General features: G+C 73.9%; 17 protein-coding genes, 2 tRNA genes and 1 pseudogene. 16 read left to right on the forward strand and 4 right to left on the reverse strand.

What is annotated here, in order from left to right; genetic code table 11:
- The first annotated feature begins 112 nt into the window (after positions 1 to 112).
- The gene (locus NQU55_RS08990; protein WP_168093231.1) at positions 113 to 1,207 is read left to right on the forward strand and encodes an SCO2583 family membrane protein; all 1,095 of its coding nucleotides are present in this window, start codon (positions 113 to 115) and stop codon (positions 1,205 to 1,207) included.
- Here the strand turns inward: NQU55_RS08990 and NQU55_RS08995 are convergent.
- Entirely contained in the window at positions 1,204 to 2,337 is a 1,134-nt protein-coding gene (locus NQU55_RS08995; protein WP_168093230.1) for a M48 family metallopeptidase, read from the reverse strand. The genes NQU55_RS08990 and NQU55_RS08995 overlap by 4 nt on opposite strands.
- Before the next feature lie 76 nt (positions 2,338 to 2,413).
- Between NQU55_RS08995 and NQU55_RS09000 the strand changes: the two genes are divergently transcribed.
- The 9 genes and pseudogenes from NQU55_RS09000 to phsA form a co-directional block, all read left to right on the forward strand.
- The gene (locus tag NQU55_RS09000) at positions 2,414 to 2,581 is read left to right on the forward strand and encodes a hypothetical protein (protein ID WP_168093229.1); all 168 of its coding nucleotides are present in this window, start codon (positions 2,414 to 2,416) and stop codon (positions 2,579 to 2,581) included.
- 128 nt (positions 2,582 to 2,709) lie between these two features.
- Positions 2,710 to 2,874 carry a hypothetical protein gene (locus NQU55_RS09005; protein ID WP_168093228.1) on the forward strand — a complete coding sequence of 55 codons (165 nt, stop codon included), beginning with the start codon at positions 2,710 to 2,712 and terminating at the stop codon, positions 2,872 to 2,874.
- 55 nt (positions 2,875 to 2,929) lie between these two features.
- Positions 2,930 to 3,535 (forward strand): nicotinate-nucleotide adenylyltransferase, encoded by a 606-nt coding sequence (gene nadD, locus NQU55_RS09010; RefSeq protein WP_168093227.1) that lies wholly within the window; start codon positions 2,930 to 2,932, stop codon positions 3,533 to 3,535.
- Between the two features lie 34 nt (positions 3,536 to 3,569).
- Complete coding sequence (locus tag NQU55_RS09015; protein ID WP_168093226.1) at positions 3,570 to 5,234, forward strand: LCP family protein; 1,665 nt, start codon at positions 3,570 to 3,572, stop codon at positions 5,232 to 5,234.
- Positions 5,235 to 5,347: 113 nt separating this feature from the next.
- Positions 5,348 to 5,797 (forward strand): ribosome silencing factor, encoded by a 450-nt coding sequence (rsfS, locus tag NQU55_RS09020; RefSeq protein WP_168093225.1) that lies wholly within the window; start codon positions 5,348 to 5,350, stop codon positions 5,795 to 5,797.
- Positions 5,794 to 6,453: a histidine phosphatase family protein gene (locus NQU55_RS09025; protein ID WP_168093237.1), complete on the forward strand. Its 660-nt coding sequence runs from the start codon at positions 5,794 to 5,796 to the stop codon at positions 6,451 to 6,453. The genes rsfS and NQU55_RS09025 overlap by 4 nt, the downstream gene beginning before the upstream one ends.
- A 111-nt stretch (positions 6,454 to 6,564) precedes the next feature.
- Positions 6,565 to 6,637, forward strand: a tRNA-Ala gene (locus NQU55_RS09030).
- Between the two features lie 124 nt (positions 6,638 to 6,761).
- Positions 6,762 to 6,995: a hypothetical protein gene (locus tag NQU55_RS09035; RefSeq protein ID WP_058044482.1), complete on the forward strand. Its 234-nt coding sequence runs from the start codon at positions 6,762 to 6,764 to the stop codon at positions 6,993 to 6,995.
- Between the two features lie 307 nt (positions 6,996 to 7,302).
- Positions 7,303 to 8,919, forward strand: a pseudogene (gene phsA / locus NQU55_RS09040) (O-aminophenol oxidase PhsA); the annotation flags it as partial.
- Here phsA and NQU55_RS09045 read toward each other — a convergent pair.
- Positions 8,885 to 10,294, reverse strand: a complete 1,410-nt coding sequence (locus NQU55_RS09045) for a glycosyltransferase 87 family protein (RefSeq protein WP_256790219.1) — start codon at positions 10,292 to 10,294, stop codon at positions 8,885 to 8,887. The pseudogene phsA and the gene NQU55_RS09045 sit on opposite strands and share 35 nt — an antisense overlap.
- Before the next feature lie 191 nt (positions 10,295 to 10,485).
- On the opposite strand from NQU55_RS09045, the gene NQU55_RS09050 reads away from it, so the two are divergent.
- Positions 10,486 to 10,558 (forward strand) — tRNA-Ala (locus NQU55_RS09050).
- Between the two features lie 91 nt (positions 10,559 to 10,649).
- Here NQU55_RS09050 and NQU55_RS09055 read toward each other — a convergent pair.
- Together NQU55_RS09055 and NQU55_RS09060 are read right to left on the reverse strand one after the other, a co-directional pair.
- Positions 10,650 to 12,185 carry an NADH-ubiquinone oxidoreductase-F iron-sulfur binding region domain-containing protein gene (locus tag NQU55_RS09055; RefSeq protein ID WP_168094596.1) on the reverse strand — a complete coding sequence of 512 codons (1,536 nt, stop codon included), beginning with the start codon at positions 12,183 to 12,185 and terminating at the stop codon, positions 10,650 to 10,652.
- Positions 12,182 to 12,310 carry a hypothetical protein gene (locus NQU55_RS09060; RefSeq protein WP_256790220.1) on the reverse strand — a complete coding sequence of 43 codons (129 nt, stop codon included), beginning with the start codon at positions 12,308 to 12,310 and terminating at the stop codon, positions 12,182 to 12,184. The genes NQU55_RS09055 and NQU55_RS09060 overlap by 4 nt, the downstream gene beginning before the upstream one ends.
- A 319-nt stretch (positions 12,311 to 12,629) precedes the next feature.
- On the opposite strand from NQU55_RS09060, the gene NQU55_RS09065 reads away from it, so the two are divergent.
- The 5 genes from NQU55_RS09065 to NQU55_RS09085 all read left to right on the forward strand — a co-directional run bounded on the left by NQU55_RS09065 (position 12,630) and on the right by NQU55_RS09085 (position 21,164).
- On the forward strand, positions 12,630 to 15,518 hold the full coding sequence (locus NQU55_RS09065) for a leucine--tRNA ligase (RefSeq protein ID WP_168094595.1): 2,889 nt from the start codon (positions 12,630 to 12,632) through the stop codon (positions 15,516 to 15,518).
- Positions 15,519 to 15,663: 145 nt separating this feature from the next.
- A complete protein-coding gene (locus tag NQU55_RS09070) occupies positions 15,664 to 16,437 on the forward strand; it encodes a hypothetical protein (protein WP_168094594.1) in 774 nt (257 codons plus the stop codon).
- Positions 16,438 to 16,632: 195 nt separating this feature from the next.
- Positions 16,633 to 17,478 (forward strand): DegV family protein, encoded by an 846-nt coding sequence (locus NQU55_RS09075; protein ID WP_168094593.1) that lies wholly within the window; start codon positions 16,633 to 16,635, stop codon positions 17,476 to 17,478.
- A gap of 129 nt (positions 17,479 to 17,607) precedes the next feature.
- Complete coding sequence (locus NQU55_RS09080; protein WP_168094592.1) at positions 17,608 to 18,477, forward strand: ComEA family DNA-binding protein; 870 nt, start codon at positions 17,608 to 17,610, stop codon at positions 18,475 to 18,477.
- Positions 18,474 to 21,164 carry a ComEC/Rec2 family competence protein gene (locus NQU55_RS09085; RefSeq protein ID WP_256790221.1) on the forward strand — a complete coding sequence of 897 codons (2,691 nt, stop codon included), beginning with the start codon at positions 18,474 to 18,476 and terminating at the stop codon, positions 21,162 to 21,164. Before NQU55_RS09080 ends, NQU55_RS09085 begins: the two co-directional genes overlap by 4 nt.
- Positions 21,165 to 21,171: the final 7 nt, after the last annotated feature.

Raw genomic sequence — 21,171 nt, forward strand, 5'->3', positions numbered from 1 at the left:
CGCAACCGCTGTGACCAGCACGTATGTGCGTGGCCCCGGCAGGCAGATTTTCTTCGGAACTTGTCGTGTACCAGGGCGTTTACCGAAGCCCCGGCAGACCTACTCTTGATGTATGGACGGGCCTGGAGACCCCCCTGAGGGCACGCCCGAGGGTGTCCCGGCAGGTGGGGACGACGAATACCGATCCGTCGTCTTCGACGAATCGTTCGTGCGTGCTGCCCGGCTCCAGGAGCTCTCCGCCAGCGAGCGCATGGGTGACCACGCGCTCGCGGTCCGCAACCGCCACCTGTGGTCCCGGGTCAGCACCTCACGCCAGGTGATCGTCCTGGTGATCCTCATAGCCCTGGCCTTCGGCACGGCCGTCTACATGGGACTGCGCCATCCCTACAAGGACCCCGTCGTGCCCGCCGCCGAGCCCATGCGGGCCACGCTCGTCCCGCTCGCGCCGCACGACCCGGTGCCCGGCGGCAGCGCGCAGGAGCTGTTCGACCACAGCTCCGCCGCGCAGTTCCGGCTGGGCGCCGAAGGCGTCAATCTGCCCCCCGCGCGCAGCACCCAGCACTTCTCCGAGAGCCAGGTGATGGCGGCCCTCGCCGCCGCCAAGGAGTACACGGTGAAGTCGGCGCTCGACCCGGCCGTGCTCACCGGCGGCACCCAGCGGAGCGTCCGGCTGCTGCTGGACCCCGCCCAGCTCGACCAGTTCGACCGCAGCTTCGACCGGCCCGTGGACGACGGGCGGCACGCCGCCACCGGCTGGCTCGTGCGCTTCGACCCCGCCCAGGTGGCCCTCGTCGACACACCGGTGCGCACCCGCGGCGTCTTCTCGATCGCCGAGAGCGGCCCGGCCACGCTGGAGGTCTCGGCCGACCACACCTTCGTCTACGCGCTGCGCCCGGCGAAGGAGGCGGCCGACCGCAGCGTGAACGCGGACAAGTCGTCGCTGTTCACCGTGCGGCGGGCGATGAAGTTCCGCTTCGACCGGGAAGGGCTGCAGGAGCACCACCTGATCGTCGTGCAGAGCTACGTACAGGCCGGGCCCGAGTCCTGCTCGGCCGACGACGAGGTCTACCTGCGGCCGCTGCTGGCCGGCCACAAGCCGGACGGGTCCGTTCCGGGCGACACGGACCCGTACGCCACGGGATCGGCCACCGCCGCGGTGTGCGGCTCCCTGGCGGCGAGCGCCCAGCCGGCCCCGCCGGGCCGCTAAGCCTTTCCGCCGCCCTCCGTGGGGCCTCCGGGGCCCTCCTTCGGGGAGCCGTTCGCCGGGCCTCCCGGGCCCGAGGGGCGCCCCGAGAAGACGTCCTTGAGCCGACCGCCCAGGTCCCCCGCGCCGCCGGCGATGTCCCGCACCAGCCCCATCAGCGGATCCTTGCTGGACCGCACCGACTCCGCGTAGTGGTTCGCGGACTCCCGGAGGGAGTCCGTCACCGACGTGTCCTTGTCCTCCGCGCGCCGCGGGTAGTGACCGTCCATGATCCGCTGGAAGTCCCGGCTCTCGGACCACTTCTTCAGCTCCGCGGCCCGCACCGTCGTGAACGGGTGGCTGCGCGGCAGCACGTTCATGATCTTCAGGACGGAGTCGCGCAGGTCCCCGCCCGCCTCGTACTCCTCGGCCTGGGCGAGGAAGGCGTCCACGTTCATCTCGTGCAGGTGATTGCCGCCGGCGATCTTCATCAGGCCGCGCATCGACGCCCGGACGTCCTGCCCGACCAGCAGGCCCGCCCGGTCCGCGGACAGCTCCGACTTGCGGAACCACTCGCGCAGGGCCGTCACGATCGCCATGATCGCGACATTGCCCAGCGGGATCCAGGCCACCTTGACCGCGAAGTTCGTCAGGAACAGCAGGATCGTGCGGTAGACGGCGTGCCCGGACAGGGCGTGCCCCACCTCGTGGCCGACGACGGCCCGCATCTCCTCCTCGTCCAGCAGCTCGACCAGGCCCGTCGTCACCACGATGACGGGCTCGTCCAGGCCGATGCACATGGCGTTGGGCTGCGGATCCTGGGTGACGTACATCGGCGGGACCTTCGGCAGGTCCAGGATGTAACAGGCGTCCAGGAGCATCGTGTGCAGGTGCTGGAACTGCTGCTCGCCGACGCGCACCGAGTCGGACAGGAACAGCAGACGCAGGCTGCGCTCGGGCAGCAGCCCGCTCAGCGCCTTGAAGACCGTGTCGAAGCCGCTCAGCTTGCGCAGCGCCACCAGGGCGGAGCGGTCCGCCGGGTGCTCGTAGGCGCGCGAGGAGATGTCCGGGAAGCGCTTGCGCTGCCGCCCCGGTAGCCGCTCCCCGGGCTCCCCGGGAGCGTGGCCGTTGCTGCCGTTGCTGCTGTCACTCATCGAGACCCCCTCGGCGGCGTATGCACCTTCCGGACCCCACCCTAGGCGCTGCCACCGGCAGGGCTACCGTGGAGACATGTCCCATCTGCATGCACTTGCCGCCCAGCCGGGCGTGACCGAGCTCCTCGCCGTCTCCAAGGACGACACGGGCCCGGGCGTCGTCCTGCGCACCGTGCTCATCGTCGGTGTCGTCGGCATCGCCTTCCTGGCCTGGTTCCTGCTGCGCGGCTACAAGAAGGACTGACGCCCGTCCGGCGCCGCACCCGCGACGCGCGGCCCAAGCGTGGAGTCGGCGTGAGCCCGGCGGCGGCCCCCGCATACGATGTGGCAGAAATCTCTGCCCGCTACCGTCCCGGATAGGTCCTGCCGACGATGACTGCCTTCGCCTCAGCGCACACCGCCCTCGCCACCCTCGCCTCCGAGGGCGAGCACGTCGACGAGCACGCCAGCATCAGCCCCTACATGACCGGTGGCGCCGCCCTGGTCATCCTGCTGCTCCTGCTGTGGGTCACCACCCGCTTCAACCGCGACCGCTGAACGAGCCGGTCCCTGCGGGTCCGGCACTCCGCCGCGCCCAGTAGGGTCTGCACGCATGGGAGAGCAGACAGGGCCCGCTAAGCGGCGACTCGGCGTGATGGGCGGGACCTTCGATCCGATCCACCACGGCCACCTGGTCGCCGCGAGCGAGGTGGCCGCGCGTTTCCACCTGGACGAGGTGGTCTTCGTACCGACCGGGCAGCCGTGGCAGAAGAGCCACCGGGAGGTGTCCCCGGCCGAGGACCGCTATCTGATGACGGTGATCGCCACGGCGTCGAACCCGCAGTTCTCGGTCAGCAGGATCGACATCGACCGCGGCGGGCCGACGTACACCACGGACACGCTCCGTGAGCTCGCCTCCCTCAACGACGACTCGGACCTGTTCTTCATCACCGGCGCCGACGCGCTGTCCCAGATCCTCACCTGGCGGGACACGGAGGAGCTGTTCTCCCTGGCCCACTTCATCGGCGTGACCCGGCCCGGCCACATACTGGCCAATCCGGGGCTGCCGGAGGGCGGCGTCTCCCTCGTCGAGGTGCCGGCCCTCGCCATCTCCTCCTCCGACTGCCGCGCGCGCGTGGCGCAGGGCGACCCGGTCTGGTATCTGGTCCCCGACGGTGTGGTGCGCTACATCAACAAGCGCAAGCTCTACCGGCGCTGAGCGGCACGGAACCGAGGGGCACTGAGGGGAACCGGTGAACGACCGACAGGATCCGTACGCACATCGGCCGCAGGTGTACGGCTACGACGCCTACGGGCAGCCGGTGTACCACCCGGACGCACCTGAACGTGTGTACGACGCCTATGGGCAGCCCCTCCAGCAGCAGACGGCGTACGGCTACGACCCGTACGCCCAGCAGGCCCAGCAGCCCGTCCAGCAGGCCTACGACGGCTACGCCCCGTACGCCCCCGAGCAGCCGCAGCAGCAGTCGCAGTCGCAGCAGCAACCGCAGGCCCGGCCTCAGGGCCGGCAGCAGGCCGAGGCCCCGCAGGAGTGGATCCCGCAGCAGGCCGGCCCGTCCGCAGGGGCGGAGCCGGCGCCGCCCCGGGCGGAGCAGCGCGTCCCGGAGCCCCGGCAGGCGCCCGACGAGGCGGCGGCAGCCCCTGCCGCGGCCGCGGGCTACCGCACGGAGCAGTTCTCGTTCATCGAGGAGCCCGACGAGGACTCCGAGGACGTCATCGACTGGCTCAAGTTCAGCGAGAGCCGCACCGAGCGGCGCGACGAGCGCAAGCGCAAGGGCCGCAACCGGATCGTCGCCCTCGTCGTGGTGCTCGTCCTCGCGCTGGGCGGCGCGGCCGGCTACCTGTTCCTCACCGGCTCGGACGGCAAGAAGGGCGCGGCCGCGACGGGCGCGGGGCAGAAGCGCGACGTGATCGTCGTCCACCTGCGGCAGACCCGCGGCGGCGGCTCCTCCACCGCCCTGCTGGTCGACAACGAGACCAGCAAGAAGGCCACCACCATCCTGCTGCCGAACACCCTGGCTGTCGCCAAGGAGGGCGGCGCCGGCTCCACCACGCTCGGCAAGTCCGTGCAGGACGACGGCACCGGGGCCACCCGCGACGCCCTGAACACGCTGCTGGGCTCCGACATCAAGGGCAGCTGGCGGCTGGACACCCCCTACCTGGAGAACCTGGTCGAGCTCGTCGGCGGCATCGAGGCCGACACCGACACCGACGTCCCCGGCGAGAAGCCGGGCGACAGCCCGGTCGTCCGGCGCGGCACCGCGCAGAGCCTGAGCGGCCGCACGGCCGTCGCCTACGCCACCCACCGCGGGCCCGGCGAGGACGAGGGCAAGCAGCTCGCCCGGTTCGGTCAGGTCATGCAGGCGGTGCTGAAGAAGATGCCGGACGACAGCGCCTCGGCAACGCGCACCGTGGAGTCGCTCGCGCAGATCCCCGACCCCTCGCTCTCCACCGAGCAGCTGGGCGCCTCCCTGGCCCACATGGCCTCCCTGGCCCGCAAGGGCTCGTACGCCACCGCGCTGCTGCCCGTGGAGAAGGACGGCACCCTCGGCGAGAAGGCCACCGGAGGCGTCGTCAAGGAGGTCCTGGGCGGCACGGTGAGGAACACCGACCGGAACGCGACGCCCCGGGTGAGCGTGAAGAACGCCACAGGCGGCAAGGGAGCCGCCACCTCCGCCCAGATCACGCTGGTCAATAGCGGCTACAGCGTGATCGACGGCGGCACGGCGGGATCCGCGGCGACGGCCTCGGCGGTGCTGTACGCGGACGAGAAGCGGGCGGCGGAGGCCAAGGAGGTCGCCAGGACGCTGGGGCTGCCGGCGGGCGCGGTGAAGCAGGCGAAGGACGCGACGACGGCCGACGTCACCGTGGTCCTGGGCAAGGACTACAAGGGCTGAGGAGCGGGCGGTCGCACCAGCGCCGAGGGCCGGCCGTAATGGCCAGGAGGGTCGCCGGTGGGTCGTGAGACCCTTGACGGGTACCCGAATCCTCTTCGACGAAAGCATGGCTTGTGACCGCCACGGACCGCTCCATCGAGCTCATCAAGGCCGCCGCCCAGGCGGCCGCCGACAAGCTCGCGCACGACATCATCGCGTACGACGTCAGCGACGTACTGTCGATCACCGACGCCTTCCTGCTGGCCTCGGCTCCCAACGACCGCCAGGTCAAGTCGATCGTCGACGAGATCGAGGAGCACCTCGCCAAGGAGCTCGGCGCCAAGCCGGTGCGCCGTGAGGGCGACCGCGACGCCCGCTGGGTGCTGCTCGACTACGTCGACATCGTCGTCCACGTGCAGCACAGCGAGGAGCGTGTCTACTACGCCCTGGAGCGGCTGTGGAAGGACTGCCCGGAGATCGAGCTGCCCGCCGACGCCGTCGCCACCCGCGGCAAGGGCGAGGAGCACGCCCGTGAGCACGCCGCGGAGGCCGGTTTCGACGGCGTGGACGGTGAGCTGAGCTGAGCGGCGGCGGCAAGAGCGGCGGCCGGGGCCGCCGCATCGTCCTGTGGCGGCACGGCCAGACCGCCTGGAACCTGGAGCGGCGCTTCCAGGGCTCCACGGACATCGAGCTGACCGGGACCGGCGTGGCGCAGGCGCGCCGGGCCGCCCGGCTGCTGGCCGGCCTCGGGCCGGACGTGATCATCGCTTCGGACCTCAGCCGGGCCACGGCCACGGCGGCGGAGCTCGCCGCCGTCACGGGCCTGGAGGTCACCACCCACGCCGAGCTGCGCGAGACGTACGCGGGCGTGTGGCAGGGCCTCACGCACGACGAGATCATCGAGCGGCACGGCGAGGAGTACGCGGCGTGGAAGCGCGGCGAGCCCGTCCGGCGGGGCGGCGGCGAGCTGGAGACCGAGGTCGCCGACCGGGCCGCCCCGGTCGTCCTGGAGCAGGCCGCGAAGCTGCCGGAGAACGGCACGCTCGTCGTCGTCAGCCACGGCGGCACCATCCGCACCACCATCGGCCGGCTGCTCCAGCTGGAGTCCCGCTCCTGGGAGGCGCTGGGCGGCCTCACCAACTGCTGCTGGTCGGTGCTGGGCGAGGGCGCGCGCGGCTGGCGCCTGCTGGAGCACAACGCGGGGACGCTCCCCGAGCCGGTGCTCGGCGACGACGACTGAGCGCCCCCGGGGCGCCCCGGGCCCGGATTTCACATCCGGGCAGGTGGCAGGCTAAAGTTCTTCTTGTTCGCGGGGAACGCCGGGGGAAACGCCGGAAGACCTGAGAACAGCGGGGCTATAGCTCAGTTGGTAGAGCGCCTGCATGGCATGCAGGAGGTCAGGAGTTCAATTCTCCTTAGCTCCACAGTTCGAAATGATCCCGTCTCCGTCACCGGAGACGGGATCGTTTGCTTTACCGGCACATTCCCGTGGCAGAATCCGGTCGTCGGGAGCGGAGGACGGGCCGAAGGGGAGGGAACGGCTGACCCATGGGTGCTCACAGCCGGAAGTGCGACTGGTGCGGCAGCGGCACGCCGATCGTCCGAGACATGGAACCGCTCAACTCCGCCTTCCAGTACTGGTGTGTGGAGTGCGCACGGGCGCTGATCATAAAAGGCGACCCCATCGAGACCTACCGCGAGCTGGAAGGCGAGCCGATCTACGGGCGGCTGCTGGACGAGCACTGCACGCTCAAGCGCTTCTACTCCTTCGCCACGGCCTGACGGCGCCGGTCCGCCACGGCCTGACGACGCCCGTCCGCGGCGGGCGGGCACCGGAACGCACACGACCGCGCACCACGGTGCGGCGGAACCTGTGATTTCCCGTTTTTTCCCCGGATTTCCTTCATGTCCGGCAACCCCGCCAGAGACGCACGCGTCCTGAGGGGTGAAGCTGCCGCCGGGAACGGCCGGCGGCACGGGGGAAGCATGCGGAGGACACCGCGTGACCGAAACTGTCATCGGCCCGGCCGGCTCCGAAGAGGCCGTGGCCGAACTCACACCCTTTCTCGACGCCCTGCGCGTCCCGCCGGTGCTGCGTCCCGGCCGGACCGAAGCGCTCCGCGGCATCGAGATCGAACAGACCGCCACCTGGGTCCGGCTGCACTCGCAGCTGCCGCCCACCCGCGTATGGGCCTACGAGGGCCACGTCCCGGGGCCGACGATCGAGGTGCGCCGCGGCCGCCGGTTGCGCATCACCTGGAGCAACCGCCTCACCGGCCCCCATCCGGTGACCGCCGTGGAGGCGGCGCAGGTGCCCGGCGCCCCGGCGCCCGACAGCGTGCCCGGCCGCAGCGGCGCCGTACCGCTGGCCGACGTCGCGGCGCTGCCCGCCTGGACGGTGACGCACCTGCACGGCGCGCCCACCGGCGGCGGCAACGACGGCTGGTCGGAGAACGCCGTCTCGCCGGGCGACAGCCAGCTCTCCGAATATCCCAACGACCACCGCGCGGTCGCCTGGTGGTACCACGACCACGCCATGGACATCACCCGCTGGAACGTCTTCGCCGGCCTGGCGGGGATGTACCTCGTCCGGGACGCCGAGGAGGACGCGCTGCACCTGCCCTCGGGCGAGCGCGAGATCCCGCTGATCGTCCAGGACCGCAACCTCGACCAGGACCCGGACGGCAAGCTGACCGGCCGGCTGCTCCACAAGACCGTGATCGTCGGCAAGGACGCCCACGGCAAGAACGTCACCCGCTCCTTCAACGGCCCGTACACCCTTGTCAACGGCGTCATCTGGCCCTACCTGGACGTGACGGCCCGGTGGTACCGCTTCCGGCTGCTCAACGCCTCCAACGCGCGGACCTACGCGCTGCGGCTGGTCGACGCGGAGACCGGTGCGCCGGTGCAGGGGGCGGCCTGGCAGATCGGCACGGACGGCGGGCTGCTGCCGCGGCCGCTGCCGCTGGACGGGCCGCTGTCCGTGGCGCCCGCCGAGCGCATGGACCTGCTGATCGACTTCGGGCGGCTGCGGGGCCGCCGCGTCCGGCTGGTCAACGAGGCCCCGGGCGTGCCGTACCCGCAGGTCATGGAGTTCCGGGTGGCGGACGAGGAGGAGTGCGACCCCTTCGTGCTGCCGTCGGTGATCTCCAGCTCCTTCGAGCGGCTCACCCACGACACGGTGCCCGAGCACGAGCACCGGCTGATCGCCCTCGTCCCGCCGGGCTCGGCCGGGAACGCCCACCCGGGCATGTGGGAGATGCAGAAGGTGGAGCCGGGGGACGTGCAGATCCCGGGCGCGGGGGTGATCCAGGTCAAGGGCGCGGACGGCAAGCTGCGGACGTACCGCAGGGCCGCCCAGAGCTTCGACGACGCCCTCGGCTTCATGGTCACCTACGACGGCTGGGAGCAGTGGAGCTTCCTGAACCTGGGCGGCCCGACGCACCCGATGCACATCCACCTGATCGACTTTCAGGTCCTCAGCCGCGACCTCTACCCCGCGGGCCCGCAGAGCCCCTTCGACGTCGCCCTGGGCGGCACGCGCGCGCCGCTGGAGTTCGGGGGCCGGGCGCCGGTGTCGGAGGGCGACGCGGGCTGGAAGGACGTGATCCAGGTGCCGGCCGGACAGATGGTCAACGTGATCGGCCGCTTCCGCGGGGCGCGGGGCCGGTTCATGTACCACTGCCACCTGCTGGAGCACGAGGACATGGGGATGATGCGCCCGTTCGTGGTGATGCCGGGTGAAGTGCTGAAGTTCCATCACGGGGAGCACGGCGGCCACGGGGGTCACGGAGGGCACGGGGGTCACGGTCGCTGAGACCGCCGTCCCCCGCCGGGCGGTCCGGCCCGGCGCCCGCGGTCCGGAGGGCGGCCGCGGCGAGGAAGGCCGCCCCGGCCGCCGGGTAGCCGGCGGAGAGCAGCATCCGGCCGCCGCTCTGGCGGAGTTCGGGCCGGGTCTGCACGTCGTGGGGGACCCGCCACAGCGCGTAGGAGCAGAACAGCACGGCGGCCACCGCGGTGCCCGCCCACCAGGCGCGGCTGCCGCGGGCGGCCGCCTCGCGGACGAGCAGCAGCCCGGCCGGTACGCACCACACCCAGTGGTGCGACCAGGAGACGGGGCTGACGAGCAGTGCGGTGGCGGCGCAGGAGAGGGCGCCCCAGGCGGTCGCCCGCGGCCCGCGCCGCTGCGTCCGGACCGCGACCGCGAGGCCGAGCACGGTGACGGCCAGCGCCGTGACCGCCCACCACGGCCCGGGGTCGCCGGTGTGCAGCAGCCGGGCGAGGACGCCGCGCAGCGACTGGTTGGCGGTGTCCTCGGCGTGGCCGACCCGCTCGGTGGCGAAGACGGCGTCCGTCCAGAAGCGGCGCGAGTCGTAGGGGAGAGCCAGTGCGGCGAGGACCGCCGTGCCGGCGAAGGCGGCGGTGGCGACGGCCGCCCGGCGCAGCCACGGCCCCGCGTCCCCCGGGCCCGCGCCGCGCCCTGTGCCCGCCCCGGCCGTGCGCCGGGCGAGGCCGGTCGCCGCCAGGTGGACGACGAACAGGGCGGGGGTGAGCTTGATGCCCGTCGCGAGGCCGGTGCCCAGGCCCGCCCAGCGGTGGGTCGCGGGGCGCGTCAGGTCCCACAGCACCAGGACGACGACGAGGAGGTTGATCTGCCCGTTGCGCAGGGTCTGCCACACGGGCTCGCACCAGACGCACAAGGCGGCCGCCGTGAGCGTCAGGGCGGCGCGCGGGCGGACGTCGACGAGCCGCAGGGAGAGGTGGACGAGGGCGAGCAGCAGGCCGAGGTTGGCGAGCTCGGTGAGGACGCGCAGCGCGGTCGTGCCGGGCAGGGTCAGCGCGGTGAACAGGAGCGCCGCGAAGGGCGGGTAGGTGGCGGGCAGGCCGCGGTGCGTGGCGCGCATCGCGTAGAGGTCGCCGCCGGTGCGGACGGTCCAGCCTTCGGCGCGGTAGACGAGGACGTCGATGGAGGTGACGTGGGAGGCCCGCTGGGCCAGCAGGAAGAGGCAGAAGGAGACCAGACAGCCCGCGGCGGCGGCCAGGGTGCTGCGGCGGCCGGGGCGGCCGGGCCGGGCTGGCACGAGGAGCGCTCCGGTTTCACAGGCGACAAATCGGGCGAATAGTGGGCGATGTTATCCCATTCGCCCAGGTTTGCTGTGGTGGCGGGCGGCCGATTTGGCAGGTGGCGGGGGTCTCCGTGTAATGTTGTCGATGTCGCCGGGGGAAACGGCAAGGGAAACAACCCGAACCGGACCCGGTGAAAACAGAACACGGGGCTATAGCTCAGTTGGTAGAGCGCCTGCATGGCATGCAGGAGGTCAGGAGTTCAATTCTCCTTAGCTCCACAGGAAATAAGCGGGTCGTCCGGAAACGGACGGCCCGCTTTTTCGTTTCCGCAACCCGGCTACCGGCTACCGGCTGCGGGCTGTCCGGCGGCTAACGCTCCTTGTCCAGCCGGAGGGCCAGCGCGGGGCAGCGCCGCACGGCCCGCTGCGCCCGGTCCCGCAGATGGTCCGGGACCCCCGCGTCCGCGAGCGCGGGATAGCCGTCCGGTCCGGTGCGGACGAGCTGCGGCAGCAGGTCCGCGCACAGCCCGTGTCCCTTGCACAGCGTCCAGTCCACCGCGAGCCGCTCCACGCGGCGCGGGGCGCCGGTGACGGCGTCCGGGCCGCCGGACGCGGGCAGCGGCAGCACCCCGGCCGTCGGGCGCCCGCAGCCGGCGCCCAGGACGTGTGCCGCGAGGTCGTCCGTGAAGGCCGCCAGCGCGCTCAGGACGAACCGCGCGGCACCGTCCGGATGCCCGCAGGCCCCGCGCCCCCGCACCGCCCCGGCGGCCTCCCGCACGGCCTCCAGCGCACCCTGCCCGCCGCCGGCCGTGACGTCCGCCAGGGCCCCGGCGAGCGTGGGCAGCCCGAGCCGGCACGGCCCGCACTGCCCGGCCGACTCGGCGGCCAGCCAGTGCGCGACCCGTACGGTCTCGCCCAGCGGGCAGGTGTCCGCGGGCAGCGGCAGCACGGCCCCCGCCCCGAGCGCCCCGCCGCGGGCGGCCAGGCCCTCGTACGACACCGGGGCCGCGGCCGCCGTCGCCGCGTCCAGCCACGCGCCGTGGTAGCCGCCGGTCAGCACCGCCTGCGGCGCCGGGGCGGCGCCGCAGGCCGCCAGGACGGAGGCGAGCGGCACCCCGCTCGGCGCCTCCACGACCTGCGGCTCCGGCACCGCGCCCGAGACGGTCAGCAGCACGGTGCCGGGCTCGCCCGCGGTGCCCGCGGCCGCATAGCCCTCCGCGCCCAGGCGGGCGGCGAGGGCGAGTTGGGCGTAGGTCTCGGCGTTGGACAGCAGCGTCGGCGCCCCGCCCAGCCCCTCCCGCGAGGCCCTGCCGTGCCGCCCGGGCGGCAGCGGCGGCCCTCCGTCGGCGGCCCGCAGCAGCGCCGAGGACTCGCCCGAGACCAGCCGCTCGGGCAGCCGCACCACCCGGGCGCGCACGGACAGGCCGCGCCCGGGCCGCCCGTGCCGGTCGGTGAGGCCCCGCTCGGCGAGCGCCTCCCGCACCGAGGCCTCGGCCGTCGCCCGGGTCACCCCGACCACCACCGAGCCGGCGCCGAGGGCGGCCGCGGCCAGCAGCGCCCCGTCCAGCACCAGGTGCGGCGCCCGGCCGAGCAGCACGGCGTCCTTGCGGCAGGCCGGATCGCCCTCGCAGCCGTTGACCACCACCGCGGGGCGGGCGCCGCGCCGCTGTGCCGTCCGCCCGACCGCCCGCAGCTTCTGCGCGAACGGGAAGCCCGCGCCTCCGCGGCCGCGCAGTGCGACCGCCTCCGCGAGCGCAGCCAGCTGTTCCTCGGTGTGCCCGGGCAGCGACCCGTGCACCGACAGGTGCGCGCTGCGGTCCAGCCGGGCCGCCCTGTCCAGCCCGGCCAGCAGGCGCGGCGGCCCCAGGGAGAGGACCGCCGGCTGCTCGGGGAGCGCGGCGCTCACCGGGCCCGGCCCGGGGCGCCCGGCCGCGGCCGGCCCGCCCCTATGCGCCTCCGGACCACCGTCGCGGCGGGCTGAGCCGGGTCGAGGACGCCACCGGTGCGGTCGGGGAAGTCGAGGAGGTCCATGGCACGGCACCGTAGGGAGCCCACCGGCGGCGTGCGGTCCGCTTCGCGCAACCCCGGCGCGAGGGGTCTCACCACTGCTAACGTCGGTTCGTTCGGCGCAGCCGTACCCGGGCCCGAACCTCGATGCGGTGCCTTCGGCCCCTGCGGTAACCTGACCCCATGCGTGCCGTACGCCTTCTGCTTAGCGGGCCGCGCTGATCAGCACCGACCGGTGACCACGGTCGGCATCGGCGCGGCGTCCCCTCCTGTGCGAGGGGATTTTTCATTTCCGCAGGTGCCGCAGGTAGAGACGACGACGATCGATGGAGCTTTGAGGACGATGAGCGAGACCAACACCGCCGCCGAGGTGGCTGCCCCGCACCGCTACACGGCCGCGCTGGCCGCCGACATCGAGGCACGCTGGCAGGACTTCTGGGACGCCGACGGCACCTACGAGGCGCCCAACCCCACCGGTGACCTGGCGGGCGACCCCGCCGTCGTGGCCCGTCCCAAGAAGTTCATCATGGACATGTTCCCGTACCCCTCGGGTGCGGGCCTGCACGTCGGCCACCCGCTCGGCTACATCGCCACCGACGTCTACGCGCGCCACCACCGCATGACCGGCCACAACGTCCTGCACACCCTGGGCTTCGACGCCTTCGGCCTGCCCGCCGAGCAGTACGCCGTGCAGACCGGCACGCACCCGCGGGTCTCCACCGAGGCCAACATCGTCAACATGAAGGCGCAGCTGCGCCGCCTGGGCCTGGGCCACGACAAGCGCCGCTCGTTCGAGACGATCGACCCGGCCTACTACAAGTGGACCCAGTGGATCTTCCTGCAGATCTTCAACTCCTGGTACGACGAGGAGGCGAAGAAGGCCCGCCCGATCAGCGAGCTGATCGCGCAGTTCGAGAGCGGGCGGCGTGAGGTTCCGGGCACGCGCGCGTGGGGCGAGCTGAGCGCGGTCGAGCGCGAGGACGTCCTGGGCGGCTACCGCCTGGCCTACGCCTCCGACGCGCCGGTCAACTGGTGCCCCGGCCTGGGCACCGTCCTGGCCAACGAGGAGGTCACCGCCGACGGCCGCTCCGAGCGCGGCAACTTCCCCGTCTTCAAGTCCAAGCTGCGCCAGTGGAACATGCGGATCACCGCCTACGCGGACCGCCTGCTGGAGGACCTGGACGCCCTGGACTGGCCCGAGGCCATCAAGCTCCAGCAGCGCAACTGGATCGGCCGCAGCGTCGGCGCCCGCGTCGACTTCGCCGTCGAGGGCCACGCGGACGCCAAGGTCACCGTCTTCACCACGCGCCAGGACACCCTCTTCGGCGCCACGTACCTGGTCGTCGCCCCCGAGCACCAGCTCGTCACCGAGGACGAGGCCCACCGCTCGGTCGTCCCGGCCGCCTGGCCCGAGGGCACGCACGAGGACTGGACCGGCGGGCACGCCACCCCGGCCGAGGCCGTCGCCGCCTACCGCAAGGAGGCCGCCGCCAAGTCCGACGTCGAGCGGCAGGCCGACGCCAAGGAGAAGACCGGCGTCTTCACCGGCGTCTACGCGATCAACCCGGCCAACGGCGAGAAGCTGCCCGTCTTCACCGCCGACTACGTGCTGATGGGCTACGGCACCGGCGCGATCATGGCCGTCCCCGCCCACGACAGCCGCGACTTCGCCTTCGCGCGCGCCTTCGACCTGCCGATGCACTGCGTCGTGCAGCCGGCCGACGACCGCGGCACCGACCCGTCCACGTGGGCGGAGTCCTTCGACTCGTACGACGCCGAGATCATCAACTCGGCCGGCGAGGGCATCTCCCTGGACGGCCTGGTCGTCACCGAGGCGAAGACCCGCATGGCCGAGTGGCTGACGGAGCAGGGCATCGGCGAGGCCACCGTCAACTTCCGCCTGCGCGACTGGCTGTTCAGCCGCCAGCGCTACTGGGGCGAGCCCTTCCCGATCGTCTACGACGAGCAGGGCGTCGCCCACTCGCTGCCCGAGTCGATGCTGCCGCTGGAGCTGCCCGAGGTCGAGGACTACTCGCCGCGCACCTTCGAGCCCGACGACGCCGACACCGAGCCCGAGACCCCGCTCTCCCGCAACGAGGAGTGGGTCAACGTCACGCTGGACCTCGGCGACGGCCCCAAGCGCTACCGCCGCGAGACCAACACCATGCCCAACTGGGCGGGCTCCTGCTGGTACGAGCTGCGCTACCTCGACCCGCACAACGACGAGCAGCTGGTCTCCGCCGAGGCCGAGCAGTACTGGATGGGCCCGGGCGAGGGCCGGCCGCACGGCGGCGTCGACCTGTACGTCGGCGGTGCCGAGCACGCCGTGCTGCACCTGCTGTACGCCCGCTTCTGGTCCAAGATCCTCTTCGACCTGGGGCACATCTCCTCGGCCGAGCCGTTCCACAAGCTCTACAACCAGGGCATGATCCAGGCGTACGTCTACCGCGACGCCCGCGGCATCGCCGTCCCCGCCGCCGAGGTGGAGGAGCGCGGCGGCGCGTACTACTACCAGGGCGAGAAGGTCAGCCGGCTGCTCGGCAAGATGGGCAAGTCCCTGAAGAACGCCGTCACGCCGGACGAGATCTGCTCCGAGTACGGTGCCGACACCCTGCGCCTGTACGAGATGGCGATGGGCCCGCTGGACGTCTCCCGCCCGTGGGACACCCGCGCCGTCGTCGGCCAGTACCGCCTGCTGCAGCGCCTGTGGCGCAACGTGATCGACGAGGCCACCGGCGAGGTGACCGTCGTGGACGCCGAGGCCGACGAGGCCACGCTGCGCGCCCTGCACAAGGCGATCGACGGCGTCGGCCAGGACCTGGCGAACCTGCGCTTCAACACCGCCATCGCCAAGATCACCGAGCTCAACAACCACGTGACCAAGCTGAGCGAGGTCCCGCGGTCCGTCGCCGAGGCCATGGTGCTGCTGATCGCGCCGCTGGCCCCGCACATCGCCGAGGAGCTGTGGCACAAGCTCGGCCGCTCCGGCTCCGTGGTGCACGCGGACTTCCCCGTCGCCGACCCCGCCTACCTGGTCGACGAGGCCGTGACCTGCGTCGTCCAGATCAAGGGCAAGGTCAAGGCGCGGCTGGAGGTCCCGCCGTCCATCTCCGACGAGGAGCTGGAGAAGGTGGCGCTGGGCGACCCGGCGGTCGTCGCGGCGCTGGGCGGTGCGGGCATCCGCAAGGTCATCGTGCGGGCGCCGAAGCTGGTGAACATCGTCCCGGCGTAAGGTCCGGTCCGGCCTCCTGAGGGTTCTTCCCTACGGGCAGGTTGGGGGTTCGTTCGGAACCCCTGGCCTGCCCGTGCCGTTTACGGTGGAGACGTAGCAAAAAAACCGTAGGGAAAGCTGTCGTCCCCCCCAGCCGAGGAGCGTCATGGAAGCCGTGGCCGTGATCGTCGTACTGATCTTCGCGGTCCTCGTCGCACTCGGGGTGATCGCCACGGTCAGGACGGCCCGGGCGGTCAAGCGCGGAGTGGACCGCACCGTCGGCCAGGCGCGCCGCACGGTCGAGGACACCCGGCTGAAGGCCCGGCAGTTCGCCCAGCCGGGACCGGCCGGGGAGGTCGCCCAGCTGCGCCTGTCCCTGCGCACGTCGATGCGCGCCACGCAGGACGCCCTGCAGAGCGCCGCGCCCGACGACGCCTCGCTGTCCGAGGCGCTCGCCCTCTTCCAGCGGCTCAGCGCCCACGGCCACGAGCTGGACGACGAGCTCAAGCGCCTGGAGAACGAGCCGGACAAGGCCCGCCTCGCGGCCTGCCTGCCCGAGCTCCGCGAGCGCACGGCCCGCGTCAAGGACTCGGCGGACTCCCTGCGCTTCGCCGCCCAGGACCGCGCCCGGCGCTTCGCCGAGGACGACCTGGAGACGCTGAGCGGCCAGATCCGCATGGAGGCGGGGGCGCTGCGGCACTGGAGCGACGAGCCGGTGGCCGGGGCGCCGGGTGCGCCGGGTCCGGCGGGTGCGGCAGCTCCGGCTGCGGCGGGTGCGCCGGCCGGGGAACCGGCCGCGGCGCCGGGCGCCGGAGCGCCGGCGGGGGAGCGGACCGAGCCCGGGGCCGAGCCTCGGGCGATCACCGGGCGGGATCGGGACGGATGGCGGCAGCCGGGCTACTCCTGGCAGAAGACGAGCCGCCCGGAGAGCACCACCTGATCGGTCCGGGGCGCCGTTGACGCGGAGGAGGCCGCGGCGACCTGCCCGTCCCCCGGTGCGCCCTGCGGGTGCGCTCTGAGCGTGCCTCGTGCGTGTACCCCATGCGGGCTTCCGCTGTCCGGCGGTCCCGCGAGATGATCACCTGTACGGGGCCCGTACTGCCGTCGGAGCGCCCCTGCGGGTAATCTCCGGAACATGTCCCGCCATGTCGCTGTCATTACTGATTCAACGGCCTATCTGCCGCAGCGGGCGATGGAGCGGCACAGCATCACCGCCGTACCGCTGACCGTCGTCCTGGGCGACGAAGCGCTCGAAGAGGGCACCGAGATCTCGGCCCGCAGTGTGGCCCAGGCGCTGCAGAAGCGCAGGTCGGTGACCACTTCCCGGCCCGGCCCCGAGGTCTTCGCGGCCGCGTACCGCGCGGCGGCCGAGGCCGGCGCGCGGGGCATCGTCTCGCTGCACCTGTCGGCCGAGTTCTCCGGCACGTACGACGCGGCGGTCCTCGCGGCGCGCGAGGCGCCGGTGCCGGTGCGGGTCGTGGACACCGGCCTGGTCGCCATGGCCCTCGGTTTCTGCGCACTGGCCGCCGCCGAGACGGCGGACGCCGGCGGCACCCTCGACGAGGCCGTCGCCGCCGCGGAGAAGCGGGCCCAGGGCACGGCCACCTTCTTCTACGTCGACACCCTCGACTACCTCCGGCGGGGCGGCCGCATCGGCGCGGCCCAGGCCCTGCTGGGCTCGGCGCTCGCCGTCAAACCGCTGCTGCAGCTGGACGGCGGCCGCATCGAGCTGCGCGAGAAGGTGCGCACGGCGTCCAAGGCCATCGCCCGGCTGGAGGAGATCGCGGTGGAGCGCGCGGGCGCGGCCCCCGTCGACATCGCCGTCCACCACCTGGCCGCCCCCGACCGTGCGACCCTGCTGGCCGACCGGCTGCGGGAACGGCTGCCGGCGCTGGACGAGCTGCACGTCAGCGAGGTGGGCGCGGTCATCGGGGCGCACACCGGGCCGGGGCTGCTGGGCGTGGTGGTGGCGCCGAAGTAGGGGCCCGCGGCTCCTTTGTCCTTGGTTTCTCCCCCCTGATGGGTGACGGAGTTATCCACAACTGCCGGGATATCCACGGGAATCGAGCCGTCCGAGCGGGATCGGGCGGATCGCTCTACGGTCTTGCGCATGACGGATCGCCCGAGGAATGCGGCAGTTGAGCCCGGCGGCCCTTCGCTGCGGGAGCGGGCGGGGGAGCTGTTTCCGGGGCGGTCGGCGGGGCCAGCCTCGGCCGGGGAAGGGCCCGGCGGCTCGAAGGCCCCTCGCCTGGAGGGGAGTTGGCGGCTCGCGCTGCGGGAGCGGCTGCCGCTGTGGGCGCAGCTGCGGTGCGGCATCGAGCCGAGGACGCTCGCGGCGCTGACGGTCGTGCTGGTCGCTGCGTGCGCCTTCGCCGCGTACCACTTCCTGACCGGGCGCCCGCAGACCGTGCGGGTGCCCGTACGGGAGACGCCGGCCGCGGCGGCCGCCCCGCCGTCCTCGCAGCCCGTTCCCGCGCCGGTCGCGCCCTCGGCGGCCCGTACGGGCGGGGCGGTGGTGGTGGACGTGGCGGGGAAGGTCCGCAGGCCCGGCGTGCTGCGCCTGCCGCCCGGATCGAGGGTGGCCGATGCGCTGGCCGCGGCCGGGGGAGCCCGGCCGGGGGCGGACACGACGGGCATCAACCGGGCGCGCGTCCTCGTGGACGGCGAGCAGATCGTGGTGGGCGCGCCGGGGGCCACGGCCGCTCCGGGGTTCCCCGGATCTTCGGCGGCCGCCGGGGCTCCGGCGGCTGCGGGAGCCCCGGCGGTCCCGGGAGGACCGGCGCCCGGCGCGCCGCTGAGCCTGAACGCGGCGACGGCCGAGCAGCTGGACGCCCTGCCGGGCGTCGGGCCCGTCCTCGCCCGGCACATCCTCGACTACCGCGCGCAGCACGGCGGTTTCCGCTCCGTCGAAGAACTGCGCCGGGTCAACGGCATCGGCAGCCGCCGCTTCACCGACCTCCGCCCTCTGGTGCAGCCATGACGCCCGCCACCGGCACCGGCCCGCCGCCGCCCGAAGCCCCACCGGCGGCCCGCGACGAGGGCCCGCCGGACCTGAGGCTGATCGCGCCCGCGCTGGCGGCGTGGGCGGCAGCCGCCGCGGCCCTGACGGCGTCGGGGTGGACGGTCGCCCTGGCGGCGGGGGCAGGGGTGCTGGCGGCCGGTGCGCTCGTGGTGGGCGTGCTGGGCGCGAGTAGGGGGCGGGGTGGCGCGGCGGGCCCCGGAGGCGGTTTGCCTGCGAGCAGTTCGCGAGGTCCGGGGCGCGGGGTCGTCGTCGCCCTTGCCGCCGTCCTGTTGTGTGCCGTCGCCGGTGCGGCGGTGGCCGCCCTGCACGGTGCCGACGTTCGCCGGGGGCCGTTGCCCGGGCTGGCTCGCAGGCAGGCCGACGTCGCTGTTGAGGCCACCGTCACCGCCGATCCCAGGGCCACGCGTCCCCGCGCGCGGGGTGCGGTCCATGCGGCGCCGGCGGTCGTGATCGGGGCCGAGGCCACCAAGGTCACCGCCGGGCGCGTCAGCACCGCCGTCCGTACGCCTGTCCTGCTGATCGCGCCGCCTTCCTGGGCCGGGCTGCTGCCCTCCACCCGGGTCCGGGCCGAGGGGCGCCTGGCCCTGCCGTCGCGGGCGGCGGGCTCGGGGCCCCCGCCCGCCGCGGTCCTGCGGATCAGTGGCCGCGAGCCGCCCGCCGTCGTCGCGGGGCCCGACGCGGTCCAGCGGGTCGCGGCCCGGTTCCGCGCCGGGCTGCGGGACGCCACGGACGGGCTGGAGCCGGACGCCCGGGCGCTGCTTCCCGGGCTGGTGGTGGGGGACACCTCCCGGGTTCCGGAGGATCTCGACGACGCGTTCCGGGCGACCGGCATGACGCACCTGCTGGCCGTCTCCGGCAGCAACCTCGCGATCCTGCTCGCGGTGCTCGTCGGCCCGCCGCACCTGGCCGCGCGGGCCGAGCGCCGCGGGCTGGCAGCCCGGCTCGGGGTGCCGCTGCGGGCCACGGCGGTGCTGGGCGGGGGGCTTGTGCTGGGGTTCGTCGTGGTGTGCCGTCCCGAGCCGAGCGTGCTGCGGGCGGCCGCCTGCGGCCTGGTGCTGCTGCTCGCCCTCGCCACGGGCCGCCGGCGCGGCCTGCTGCCCGCCCTCGCGGCCGCCGCCCTGCTGCTCGTGCTCTACGACCCCTGGCTCGCCCGCAGCCCCGGGTTTCTGCTGTCGGTGCTGGCCACCGGTGCCCTGCTGACCCTCGCGCCGCACTGGAGCGCCGCCCTGCGGCGCCGGGGGGTGCCGCCGCGCCCGGCCGAGGCGCTGGCCGCGGCCGCCGCGGCGCAGGCCGTCTGCGCGCCGGTGATCGCGGTGCTCGCGGAGCGGGTGAGCCTGGTGGCGGTGCCCTGCAATCTCCTCGCGGAGGCGGCCGTCGCGCCCGCCACGGTGCTGGGCTTCGCCGCGATGGCCGCGTCCCCCGTGGCGCCGGCCGTGGCGGAGGGGTGCGCGTGGCTCGCCTCCTGGCCCGCCTCGTGGGCCGCGGCGGTGGCCCGTACGGGCGCGGACCTGCCCGGCGCGGAGCTCGGCTGGCCGGGCGGCTGGGCCGGGGGCCTGCTGCTGGCCGCCGCGACGGCCGCGGCCGTGCTCGCCGCCCGCGGGCTGCTGCGCAGCCCCTGGGCCTGCGCGGGCTGTGTACTGCTGCTGCTCGTGGCGGTCGTCCGCCCGGCGCCCCTGACCCGGGCGGTGACGGGCTGGCCGCCGCCCGGCTGGCGCCTCGCCGCGTGCGACGTGGGCCAGGGGGACGCGCTGGTCCTCGCGGCGGGCGAGGGGAGCGCGGTGGTCGTGGACGCGGGCCCGGAGCCGCGCGCGGTCGACCGGTGCCTGCGGGCCCTCGGCGTGGACAGGGTGCCGCTGGTGCTGCTGAGCCACTTCCACGCCGACCACGTCGACGGCCTGCCCGGGGTGCTGCGCGGGCGCGTGGTCGGGGCCGTCGAGACGACGTCGCTCGCCGAACCCCCGGGCCGGGCCGCCTTCGTCCGCCGCGAGGCCGGGCGCGCGCACGTGCCCGTGACTACGGCCCGGCCGGGGGAGCGCGGCAGGCTGGGAGAGCTGGAGTGGGAGGTGCTGTGGCCGCCGCCCGCGGGCACGTCGGCCGTGGCGGAGGAGGGCCCCAACGACGCCAGCGTCGCCCTGCTGGTCCGCAGCGGCGGCCTGACCGCACTGCTCCTCGGCGATCTCGAACCGCCCGCTCAGCAGGCCCTCGCGGAGGCGCATCCCGGGCTGTCCGCCGTGGACGTCCTGAAGGTCGCCCACCACGGCTCCGCCTACCAGGACCCGCAGTTGATACGCAGGGTCAGCCCGCGCCTGGCCGTCGTCTCGGCAGGGGCAGGGAATCCGTACGGGCACCCGTCGCCGCGCACGCTCGCCGCGCTCCGGGAGCAGGGTGCGGCCGTCGTCCGCACCGACGCCGACGGGCCGGTCGCGGTGACGGGCGCGGGGAGGGAGGTCGCGGCGGTCACGAGGGCTTCAGCGGGCCGACGGAGAGCACGGCCGAGAGAGCCCGAGGCAGACGGGAGAGCCCGAGGCAGGGACGGGAGAGCCCTGAGGCAGGAACGAGAGACCCAGGAAGGCAGGGACGGGAGAGCAAGAACACAGAGATGCAGGACCACAGCCCGATGTCATCGGCCCCGGCCTGAGGGATAACTGACCC

Origin of the sequence: Streptomyces telluris (genome assembly GCF_024519335.1) — a bacterium.
GTDB classification, from domain to species: domain Bacteria; phylum Actinomycetota; class Actinomycetes; order Streptomycetales; family Streptomycetaceae; genus Streptomyces; species Streptomyces telluris.